We start from the raw sequence: 1842 nt of genomic DNA on the forward strand, positions 1-1842 counted from the left end.
GGAACCCGGTACTGCGCGAGCAGCTATCACCCAGTAATGGGAATCCCCCTCCTGTGACGCGAAGCGCTAAGGTGGGGAGGATGTCAAGACGATAGGCAAAAAACTTACCGCCGGCTTTGCCGTACTCGGCCTGATGATGGCCTTTATCGGCGGCTTCTCGCTGTTTGAATTCAGCAAGATGAACCGCGCCGCCATCGGCTTTACCGACAGTATCCTGCCCGCCGTCGTGCGCACCAGCACCCTCGGCGAGACCATCAATGCCCTGCGCCGCTACGAACTGGATGTCTTCCTGGTGGCGGACGATGCCCAGCAGAAGGCCCGCTATCGCAACGAGAGCGAGAAGAGCCTGCAAGAGGCTGCGCGCCAGATAGTGGCCCACGATGGCACCATCTGGGCGGAGGATCGGGAGGAGCGCCGCGCCTTTGACATCGTCAAGGCGGACTGGGAGCGATATGTCGCCCTGCACCAGCGCATCCGGCAGATGCAGGACTCGGGACAGATGGCCGAAGCCCGGCACCTCTTCATGGGGGAGGGGGTCACCCTCTACACCACCCTGAGCAAGTCGGTGGGGGATCTCATTCGCATCAACCACGGCTACTCCGTGGGCTCCCGCGCCGAGGTGATCGCCGCCTTTGACAGCGCCAAGCTGAGTGTGACCCTGGCCCTGGTGATCGGCCTAGCCCTGGTTGTCGCCCTCTCCGTGGTGCTGACCCGCCAGATCCGTGACCCGCTCATCATGCTGGCCCGTCAGGCCCAGCGCATTGCGAGCGGCGATCTCGGTCGGGGCGAGCTGCAGGAGTGGATCCGCGGCAACCGCTTCAACCGCGACGAGCTGGGCCAGCTGGGGTCGGCCATCGACCGGATGCAGGGGGCTCTGGCGGAGCTGGTGAGTGAAATCTCCGGTTCGGTGAGTCAGCTCAGCAGCGCGGTAGAGGAGGTGAGCGCCATCTCCGAGCAGTCCGCCAAAGGCATGGCAAGCCAGCAGGGAGAGGTCTCTCAGGTCGCCACCGCCATGAACGAGATGCAGTCCACCGTCAATGAGGTGGCTCGCAACACCACGGACGCCATGGGGGCGGCCAAGCAGGCTTCCCGCACCTCCACCCAGGGCAACCAGGTGGTGCGCAGCGCCATCGGCAGCATAGAGCAGGTTTCCCGCCAGATAGAGCAGGCCGGGAGCGTGGTGCAGCAACTTGAGACCGACAGCGCCAGCATGGTGCTGGACGTGATTCGCGGCATCGCCGAGCAGACCAACCTGCTGGCCCTCAACGCGGCCATCGAAGCGGCCCGGGCCGGCGAGCAGGGGCGTGGCTTTGCGGTGGTGGCAGACGAGGTGCGCAGTCTGGCCCAGCGCACCCAGGCGTCCACCGCCGAAATCAGCAAGATGATCGAGGTGTTGCAGGAGCGTACCGCCGAGGCGGGCAGCGCCATGCAACTGAGCCGTCAGCAGATGCAGGAGAGCGTGGAGCTGGCGCGGGAGGCGGGGAGCAGCATCGACAGCATCAACGGTGCCGTCACCCAGATCACCGACATGAACACCCTGATCGCCACCGCCACCGAGCAGCAGAACGCGGTCACCGAGGAGCTCAATCGCAGCATCGTCAAGATCCACACCGCCGCCGACGAGAATGCCCAGGGGGCGCAGCAGACCGCCCAGGCCTGCGTCGAGCTGAGCAGGCTGGCCACCTCGCTGCACCATATGACCCAGCGCTTCACCCTCTGAGTCTTGCTGGTCACCCGGCACAGCGCAGAAGGCCACACCAATCGGCGCAATGCTGTTCACTTAAGCGGAGCCGCATTGCGATTTACCGGAAAACGGGTCTTTGATATCTTCACCGCCCTGGG

Annotated in this window: 1 protein-coding gene; it reads left to right on the forward strand. The window is 64.8% G+C overall.

Features of this window, described 5'->3' with window-relative positions:
• Positions 1–133 precede the first annotated feature (133 nt).
• On the forward strand, positions 134–1720 hold the full coding sequence (locus tag OKC30_RS20695) for a methyl-accepting chemotaxis protein (RefSeq protein ID WP_234888726.1): 1587 nt from the start codon (positions 134–136) through the stop codon (positions 1718–1720).
• The last annotated feature ends 122 nt before the right edge of the window (positions 1721–1842 follow it).

Origin of the sequence: Aeromonas sp. QDB18, from assembly GCF_027705325.1 — a bacterium.
GTDB lineage: Bacteria > Pseudomonadota > Gammaproteobacteria > Enterobacterales > Aeromonadaceae > Aeromonas > Aeromonas caviae.